The sequence below is a fragment of the Isoptericola hypogeus genome (genome assembly GCF_039531145.1).
Classification (GTDB): Bacteria; Actinomycetota; Actinomycetes; order Actinomycetales; family Cellulomonadaceae; genus Isoptericola; species Isoptericola hypogeus.
The window spans coordinates 61,825-69,748 of the sequence record NZ_BAAAPM010000005.1; the positions used below are offsets into that span (position 1 = coordinate 61,825).

Annotated in this window: 7 protein-coding genes; 6 read left to right on the plus strand and 1 reads right to left on the minus strand. The window is 73.6% G+C overall.

Features of this window, described 5'->3' with window-relative positions; genetic code table 11:
* Positions 1-121: 121 nt before the first annotated feature.
* The 5 genes from dnaK (at position 122) to ABD254_RS12980 (ending at position 4,690) form a co-directional block, all read left to right on the plus strand.
* Entirely contained in the window at positions 122-1,996 is a 1,875-nt protein-coding gene (gene dnaK, locus ABD254_RS12960) for a molecular chaperone DnaK (protein WP_344248846.1), read from the plus strand.
* Positions 1,993-2,631 (plus strand): nucleotide exchange factor GrpE, encoded by a 639-nt coding sequence (grpE, locus tag ABD254_RS12965; protein WP_344248847.1) that lies wholly within the window; start codon positions 1,993-1,995, stop codon positions 2,629-2,631. Before dnaK ends, grpE begins: the two co-directional genes overlap by 4 nt.
* An 82-nt stretch (positions 2,632-2,713) precedes the next feature.
* Positions 2,714-3,712, plus strand: coding sequence for a DnaJ C-terminal domain-containing protein (locus ABD254_RS12970; RefSeq protein ID WP_344248848.1), 999 nt, complete (start codon positions 2,714-2,716; stop codon positions 3,710-3,712).
* Between the two features lie 25 nt (positions 3,713-3,737).
* On the plus strand, positions 3,738-4,193 hold the full coding sequence (locus ABD254_RS12975) for a heat shock protein transcriptional repressor HspR (protein WP_344248849.1): 456 nt from the start codon (positions 3,738-3,740) through the stop codon (positions 4,191-4,193).
* 188 nt (positions 4,194-4,381) lie between these two features.
* Complete coding sequence (locus ABD254_RS12980; protein ID WP_344248850.1) at positions 4,382-4,690, plus strand: DUF1540 domain-containing protein; 309 nt, start codon at positions 4,382-4,384, stop codon at positions 4,688-4,690.
* A 57-nt stretch (positions 4,691-4,747) separates the two neighbouring features.
* On the opposite strand, the gene ABD254_RS12985 is transcribed toward ABD254_RS12980, so the two are convergent.
* A complete protein-coding gene (locus tag ABD254_RS12985) occupies positions 4,748-5,518 on the minus strand; it encodes a hypothetical protein (protein WP_344248851.1) in 771 nt (256 codons plus the stop codon).
* A 209-nt stretch (positions 5,519-5,727) separates the two neighbouring features.
* Between ABD254_RS12985 and ABD254_RS12990 the strand changes: the two genes are divergently transcribed.
* A partial coding sequence (locus ABD254_RS12990) for a sigma-70 family RNA polymerase sigma factor (RefSeq protein ID WP_344248852.1) occupies positions 5,728-7,924 on the plus strand: 2,197 nt, incomplete at its 3' end.

Sequence of the window (7,924 nt, forward strand, 5' to 3'; positions counted from 1 at the left end):
GCAGACTCAACTTTGGCGCCGTCGGCTTGCACCTGTCCACGCGGCGACCTAACGTTGAGTGCAGACGACTCAACCTCAGCGCCCCGGTCCGGGGCGCACCCACGACACGGAGGCAGCACACATGGCTCGAGCAGTCGGCATCGACCTCGGTACCACCAACTCGGTGGTCACCGTCCTGGAGGGCGGCGAGCCCACCGTCATCGCGAACGCGGAGGGCTCGCGCACGACGCCGTCCGTCGTCGCGTTCAGCAAGACCGGCGAGGTGCTCGTCGGCGAGGTGGCCAAGCGCCAGGCCGTCACCAACGTCGACCGCACGATCAGCTCCGTCAAGCGCCACATGGGCACGGACTGGACCGTCGAGATCGACGACAAGAAGTACACCGCGCAGGAGATCAGCGCCCGCGTGCTGGGCAAGCTCAAGCGCGACGCCGAGGAGTACCTCGGCGAGCCGGTCACCGACGCGGTCATCACCGTCCCGGCCTACTTCAACGACGCCGAGCGCCAGGCCACGAAGGACGCCGGCCAGATCGCCGGCCTCAACGTGACCCGCATCGTCAACGAGCCGACCGCGGCCGCCCTGGCCTACGGCCTGGAGAAGGGCAAGGAGGACGAGCTCATCCTGGTCTTCGACCTGGGCGGCGGCACGTTCGACGTCTCGCTCCTCGAGGTCGGCAAGGACGAGGACGACTTCTCCACCATCCAGGTGCGCGCGACGTCCGGTGACAACCGCCTCGGCGGCGACGACTGGGACCAGCGCATCGTCGAGCACCTCATCAAGCAGGTGAAGAACAACGAGGGCGTCGACCTGTCCAAGGACAAGATCGCGCTGCAGCGCCTGCGCGAGGCCGCGGAGCAGGCGAAGAAGGAGCTCTCGTCCGCGACGAGCACCAACATCTCGATGCAGTACCTGTCGATGAGCGAGAACGGCCCCGTCCACCTGGACGAGAAGCTCACGCGCGCCCAGTTCCAGCAGATGACGCAGGACCTCATCGACCGCACCAAGGAGCCGTTCCACGCGGTCATCCGCGACGCCGGCATCTCGGTGTCCGACATCGACCACGTCGTGCTCGTGGGTGGCTCCACCCGCATGCCGGCCGTGTCCGAGCTCGTCAAGGAGCTCACCGGCGGCAAGGACGCCAACAAGGGCGTCAACCCGGACGAGGTCGTCGCCGTGGGCGCCGCCCTGCAGGCCGGCGTCATCGGCGGCGAGCGCAAGGACGTGCTGCTCATCGACGTCACCCCGCTCTCCCTCGGCATCGAGACCAAGGGCGGCGTGATGACCAAGCTCATCGAGCGCAACACGGCCATCCCGACCAAGCGCAGCGAGATCTTCTCGACGGCCGAGGACAACCAGCCGTCGGTCGCGATCCAGGTCTTCCAGGGCGAGCGCGAGTTCACCCGCGACAACAAGCCGCTGGGCACGTTCGAGCTCACCGGCATCGCGCCGGCGCCGCGCGGCATGCCGCAGATCGAGGTCACCTTCGACATCGACGCGAACGGCATCGTGCACGTGTCCGCCAAGGACCGCGGCACGGGCACCGAGCAGTCGATGAAGATCACCGGCGGGTCGGCCCTCCCCAAGGAGGACATCGACCGCATGGTCAAGGACGCCGAGGAGCACGCGGCCGAGGACAAGAAGCGTCGCGAGGAGGCGGAGACCCGCAACCAGGCGGAGTCCTTCGCGTACTCGATGGAGAAGCAGATCGTGGACAACCGCGACAAGCTCCCCGCCGAGGTCGTGACCGAGGTCGAGGCCGACATCGCCGGCGTCAAGACCGCCCTGGAGGGCGAGGACGCCGACGCGGTGAAGGCCGCGTACGAGAAGCTCGGCGCGTCGTCGCAGAAGATCGGCCAGGCGCTGTACGCGTCGGAGCAGCAGGCGGGCGCCGACGCGGCCGGCGACGCCCCGGCGGGTGAGCAGCCTGCCGGCCAGGCGGCGCCCGACGAGGACGTCGTCGACGCCGAGATCGTCGACGACGAGGACGACAAGAAGTGACGGACGCCGGCGCGCAGGGGACCCCCGAGCCCGAGGAGGGTGCGGGGGACGCCCCGTTCCAGTTCACCGACAAGCGCAAGGTCGACCCGGCGTCGGGCGAGGCCCGCACGGACGGGCCGGGCGGGGCGGCCGAGGGCGGTGCCGCGAGCACGGACCCGCTGGACGCGCTCGACTTCGAGCCCGAGGGCGAGGCCGCGGAGAGCGCCGAGATCCTGGCGGCCAAGGCCGAGGCGGCGCAGCACCTGGACGCGCTGCAGCGGGAGCGGGCGTCGTTCACGAACTACCGCAACCGCGCGCTGCGCGACCAGGAGGCCGCCCGCACGCAGGGCGTCCAGGACGTCCTGGCCGCGCTGCTGCCGGTGCTCGACGACGTCGAGCGCGCCAAGCAGCACGGCGAGCTGACCGGCCCGATGGCGGCCATCGCCGAGAAGCTCGACGGGTCGCTGGCGAAGTTCGGCATCGAGCGGTTCGGCCAGGTCGGGGAGGAGTTCGACCCGACCGTGCACGACGCGCTCATGCACTCGACCGACGCGGACGCGACGGCCACGACGGTGAACCTCGTCGTGGAGCCCGGCTACCGCATCGGTGAGAAGGTGGTCCGCGCCGCCCGCGTGGGCGTCGTCGGCCCCGAGTGACGAACCCGCCGCTGGTCGAGCCTGTCGAGACCCCGGTGGTCCCGGCAGGCTCGACCGGCGAAGATTCGAGAAGGGAGGCGTCGTGACCGGTCAGGACTGGATCGAGAAGGACTTCTACGCCGCGCTCGGCGTCCCCAAGGACGCGGACGACGCGGCCGTCAAGAAGGCGTACCGCAAGCTCGCCCGCACGTACCACCCGGACCAGAACCCCGGCGACGACGCGGCCGAGGCCAGGTTCAAGGAGATCGGCGAGGCGTACGCCGTGCTCTCCGACCGTGAGCAGCGCAAGCAGTACGACGCGGTGCGCGCGATGGCGGGCGGCGGGGCACGGTTCTCCGCCGGCCCGGGCGGGGGCGCCAACGGCTTCGAGGACGTCTTCGGCTCGATGTTCGGCGGCGGCGCCCCGAACGTCCGTTACAGCCAGCCCGGCTACGGCGCGGGCGGCGGCGGCTTCGAGGACATCCTCAGCCAGATGCTCGGGGGCCAGGGCGGAGCCCGCACGTCGCGCCCGGCGGGGTTCGGCATGCCCGCCCAGCGCGGGGCCGACGTCGCGGCGCGCGCGTCGCTTCCCTTCCGCGCGGCCGTGGAGGGTTCGACGGTCGAGCTGACGGTCGACGGCCGCAAGCTCACCGTCCGCATCCCCGCCGGGGTCAACGACGGGCAGAAGATCAAGATCCGCGGGCGCGGGCGCCCGGGCAGCGGTGGCGGCCCGGCAGGGGACCTCGTCGTGACGGTGCGGGTCGAGCCGCACCCCGTGTACGCGCTCGACGGCGCCGACCTGCGCATGACCGTCCCGGTCACGTTCGGCGAGGCGACGCTCGGCACGACGATCGAGGTGCCGACGCTCGACGGGCAGACCGTGCGGCTCAAGGTGCCGTCCGGCACCCCGTCGGGGCGCGTGCTGCGGGTCAAGGGCCGCGGCGTCCCCACGAAGAAGGGCCCCGGCGACCTGCTCGTCACGGTGCAGGTCGTGGTGCCGCAGAAGCTGAGCAAGCAGGCGAAGGAAGCGCTCGAGGCGTTCACCGCCTCCACCGACCACGAGGACGTGCGCGCGGAGCTGTCGCGCCGCGCCGCGCAGTAGCCGGCGTCGACAGGCAGGAGGGGTCATGACCACGGACGACGCTCCGGTGCTGACGGTCTCGCAGGCCGCCCAGCTCGCGGGCATGCACCCCCAGACGCTGCGCCAGTACGACCGGCTCGGGCTGGTCACGCCCCGGCGGACGGTCGGGCGCGGGCGCCGGTACTCCCGGCGGGACGTCGCGCGGCTGCTGGAGGTGCAGCGTCTCGCGCAGGGCGAGGGCATCAACCTGGCCGGCATCAAGCGCATCCTCGACCTCGAGCAGCACGTCGCCGTGCTGGAGCACCGGCTCGCCGAGCTCCTCACCGTCCTCACCGAGCGGGAGCAGGCGGACGGGCGCGTGTTCGCCGCGGCCACCACGGGTGACGTGGTCGTCATGCCGCGCGGTCACCGCGTGCGACGGTCCGAGGTGCGGGTCGACGTCGAGCAGCGCGCCGGCAGCGGCGCACTCGTGCTGTGGCGGCCGGCGCCCCGCCGCGGCTGACCTGGGCCGCGACGCTTCGGCGTATTTTCGCAACGCCATTCTTGCCTATTTCGATATCGCATTCGGTAAGGCTTGCCTTACGAAATGGGAATTCGATATCGCTGTGCATATCGGCGTGCGAGGAATACCCTCGAGAAAGGACACCCGGGCGGTCGGGGCCAGGGGTCGCATCGAGGACGGGGAGCACGATGAGCACACTGATGGAGATGCCCGAGGTCGCCGAGTGCACCGTCGACGGCTGCGGGTACAACCACGACCACGGCTGCCACGCCGGCGCGGTGACGATCGCCGGTCACTCCGGGGACGCGGCCTGCGCCACGTTCATCCCGCTGAGCTCGAAGGGCGGCCTGGAGAAGGTCGTCGCGCACGTGGGCGCCTGCCAGCGCGGCGAGTGCCTCCACAACCACGACCTCGAGTGCGGCGCGGCGGCCATCCGTGTCGGCGCGGGGCCGGACGACGACAAGCACGCCGACTGCCTGACGTTCGCCCCGCGGTGATCCGCCGAGCCTGACCCACCCGGCCCGCCGACCGCGGCGGCCGGTCGGCAGCGGCCGTCAGCGGCCGAGGTGCCGCAGCAGCTCGACCGCGCCCAAGTGGGTCGCGGGCAGGCGCTCGATCCACACCCGGGTCGGGCGCCGCAGCGTGTCTCCCAGCCCGAGCACCTCGGCGTTGCGCTCCACGATGCGCCGCGTCGCGACGGCGACGTCGGCGACGGTGTCCGTCCGTTCGCACAGCACCGCGAAGACGCCGTCCGACAGCGCCGCCATGGGGTACCCCTCGCCGAAGACGTTCTCGAGCGCCTGTCCCACGGCGGCCGACCGTCCCGCCCGCTGCCACGGGTCGAGCCCGTCGACGGCGACGTCGACCACCAGCAGGCAGTGGGTGGCAGGAACCGAGGTGGCGGCACTCACGGCAGCGCCGTACGTCTCGCGCAGGCGCTCCCCGAGGTAGTCCTGCGTGGGGAGTCCCGTCCCGGGGTCGCGCACGCCGGCGAGCACGGCCGTCCGCTCGCGCCCGTGCACCCAGCCCACGGCCACCGCGCGCACCGAACCCAGGTCGGGGTCGAGTCCCGCCGCCCGGAACGCGCACGCGACGTCGTCGAGCGTCTCCTCGAGACCGATGCCGGCGCAGCCCCGAGCGACGCCGAGGCGGTGTGCCGCGGCGTCGGGCGAGCGATCCTCCTCGATCGCCTCCGCGACCGCGTCGATCGCCGGGTGGTACCAGTCCCCGGGGCGCAGCCAAACCTCGGCCAGGCTGGCGGCGCGCCAACGAGCACGGACGTCCGTCCCGTGCTCGGAAGCGGGGCCGCTGGGCGTCGGGCTCATGCTGATGAGACCTTCATGGGCAACCATCATGACGCAGATGTGGCGCAGTTTCTCCTGCGGCTTACGCCCCCGGAGGTGCGGCGACGGATCCGACGACGGATTCCCTGGCCTGCGACGAGCCGAATTCACCCACTGATCACCCCGCAGGGCGCGTACAGTATCGACGTCTGCGCGCGTTGTGGCGCAGCGGGTGGAGCGGGGTCCATGACGTGACGGACGTCTATGCAGTGCCGGGCGACTCGGCCCGCAGCGACGCGGAGCTGATCCTCGAGGTCCGGGGCGGCGACCTCGACGCCTATGGCGCGCTCTACGAGCGGCACGCGGCGGCTGCCCGGTCCCTCGCCCGGCAGTACGCCCGGTCCTCCGCCGACGCCGACGACCTCGTGGCCGAAGCCTTCCACCGGGTGCTCGCCGTGCTGCAGCACGGCGGCGGCCCGGACGCGACGTTCCGCGCCTACCTGTTCACCGTGGTGCGTCGCCTCGCCGCCGACCTCGCGAAGGGCCTGGCGCGCACCCGCCCCACGGCCGACGAGGACACGCTGGAGTCCGCGCTCGGCGCCGTCGCCTCCACCGAGCTGCCCGCCATCGCCAGCTTCGAGCGGTCCGTCGTGCGGCACGCGTACGAGGCGCTGCCCGAGCGCTGGCAGGCCGTCCTCTGGTACACGGAGGTCGAGGGGCGTGCGCCCGCCGAGGTGGCGCCGATCCTGGGACTCACGCCCAACGGCGTGTCCGCGCTGGCCTACCGCGCCCGCGAGGGGTTGCGGGTGGGCTACCTCCAGGAGCACCTCACGTCGGCCCCCACGGACGGGTGCCGCACGGTGAACCCGCTGCTGGGTTCCTACGTGCGCGGCGGGCTCGCCCGGCGCGAGGCCGCGAAGGTCGACGAGCACCTCGGCGACTGCGACCAGTGCCGCTCCCTCGTGCTGGAGCTGGCGGACGTCGCGCACGGGATGAAGGCCGTCGTCGCGCCCCTGGTCCTCGGCGTGGCCGGCCTGGCGGCGATCGGTGCGCTGCCCCTCGGTGGCGCGCTCGCGGGCGGTCTCACCTGGGCGGGCGGCGCCGCCGTCGGCACCGCGACGGGCGCGACCACGGGCGTCGCGGCCGGGGCGACGACGGCCGGGACGAGCGTCGTCACCGGCGGGTTCGCCGGCTCGGGCGCGATCGGGGGCAGCATCGTCGGCACGGCAGGCACCGCCGCGAGCGGGAGCGCGAGCGTCGCGGCCGCCGCGGGCGCGACGGTGGCCTCCGCCGGCTCGGCGGCCGCGGGGACCGCGGGCGCCGCGGTCGCGGTGGCGACCGGGACCGCCGCCGTGGGCGGGGCGAGCGTCGTGGCTGCGGCGGGGGCGGTCGCCGTCGCGACCGTCGGGGTCGTCACCGTGCTGAACGCGATGGGTTCCCCGGACAGCATGCCCGTGCCGGAGCCGACCGTCATCGCCGTCCCGGGCGCCCCGTGGGAGGTGCCGTGGGAGGAGGTCGACCTCGACGCGAAGCCCGGCCCCGACGACGCGGCGGACGACGGCAGCACCGAACCTGCCGACGACCCCCTGTCGCCCACCAACCTGCTGGGCGGCGGCACGTTCGTCGCGCTGCCGGCCCCCCCGGTGCTCGCAGTCGCCCCGGGCGCGCTGGCGCCGCTCGAGCCGCGGGTGACGCAGCACGTGGCGTTCACCGTGACCAACGAGGGCGAGACCGTCGCGGACGGGACCTTCGTCGAGGTGGCCCTGCCCGACGGGCTGAGCCTCGTGCGGTCGTCCGCGCCGGCCGGCGCCTCGGCCCCCGCGGGGCCCGTGTCCGACACGTCGGCCGAGGCCGGCGACCTGGCCTGCACCCCGACCGACGACAGCTCCCGGCGCGTGCGGTGCGCGGTCGGCTCGCTCGCACCCGGCGAATCGCGCCGCGGCACCGTGCCCGTCGTCGCGCAGGTGGGGGGCAGCTATGCCATCGGCGCCGAGGTGTGGGCCGACGGGCTCGACCGGCAGGTCTTCACGCTCCCGCCCACCACGGTGCTGTCGTACGGGGCCGAGCTCACGGCGTCCAGCGGCGGAGTGGTGGGCGTGCCCAACCCCGGCGACGCCTGGGTGCCCGTCACGGTCCGCAACACGGGCGACCTGGCCGCCGACCCCGGGTGGTCCGTCCTCGTGCGGATCCCGGCGGGCCTGCGCCCGATCGGCGCCGACGGCGACCTCGCGTGCGCGCCGGCCCAGGGCGGTGGCTCCGCCTGGTCGTGCGTCCCCGGGTCGGGGGCGACGCCGCTCGGCGCGGGCGAGTCGCGCACGGCGCGGGTGCGCGTCGTCGCGGACGGCACGTCGCCCGCCGGCGCGGCGGCCGTCGCCGTCGAGCCCCAGCTGCCCGCGTCGGCGCACGTGGTGGCCGGCACGACGACGGTCGAGGTCGCCGGCCCGGTCT